General features: G+C 45.4%; 1 protein-coding gene and 1 pseudogene. Both read left to right on the plus strand.

The window, feature by feature from the left end; genetic code table 11:
- Positions 1-561 (plus strand): annotated as a pseudogene (locus R8O10_RS25490) (FAD-dependent oxidoreductase); the annotation flags it as partial.
- A gap of 1 nt (position 562) precedes the next feature.
- Positions 563-667, plus strand: a 105-nt coding sequence (locus tag R8O10_RS25495; protein WP_412035179.1) for a DUF1365 family protein, incomplete at its 3' end; no start/stop codon positions are given.

The following is a 667-nucleotide window of genomic DNA, read 5'->3' on the forward strand; positions in this document are numbered from 1 at the left end:
GCAAATGGGCAGTGTGAGTGGTTTGATGAAGTTATTTTTGCTTGCCATAGCGACCAAGCTTTAGCGATGCTCAGTGATGCCTCGTCATGTGAAAACGACATTTTGTCTAATATGGCTTACCAAGCAAATGATGTGGTTCTTCACTTTGACACGAGTGCATTACCGAAACGAAAATCTGCATGGGCATCGTGGAACTATTGGCTGGAAGGAGGCGAAGAGGAGCTGCAACGATTGCCGTCCCTGACGTACAACATGAACATTTTGCAGCATATCGACTCTTCACACACATTCTGCGTCACCTTAAACCGTACTGAAGATATCGACGAGAACAAGATTCTGCGTCAGTTCACCTACCATCACCCTGTCTTTACGACGGAGTCTATCGCTGCCCAGCAACGCAAAGAAGAAATACAAGGAACTCAACATACGTGGTTTTGTGGCGCTTATTGGTACAACGGATTCCATGAAGATGGCGTGCGCAGTGCTTTGGATGTTGTGAACGGAATTGCCGCTAAACATAACGAGAAAAACGACACACTTTATGAACAAGGTGCTGCGTAATATGAGTATCCCTCCTCAAAGCCAGTTATTTATAGGCAATGTAAGGCATCGTCGTTTTACGCCCGTTAAGCACGAGCTGAATTACTCAATGTTTATGCCAGCGATT

Source organism: Vibrio sp. 1727 (assembly GCF_033344415.1).
In the GTDB taxonomy this organism is placed as follows: Bacteria; Pseudomonadota; Gammaproteobacteria; order Enterobacterales; family Vibrionaceae; genus Vibrio; species Vibrio alginolyticus.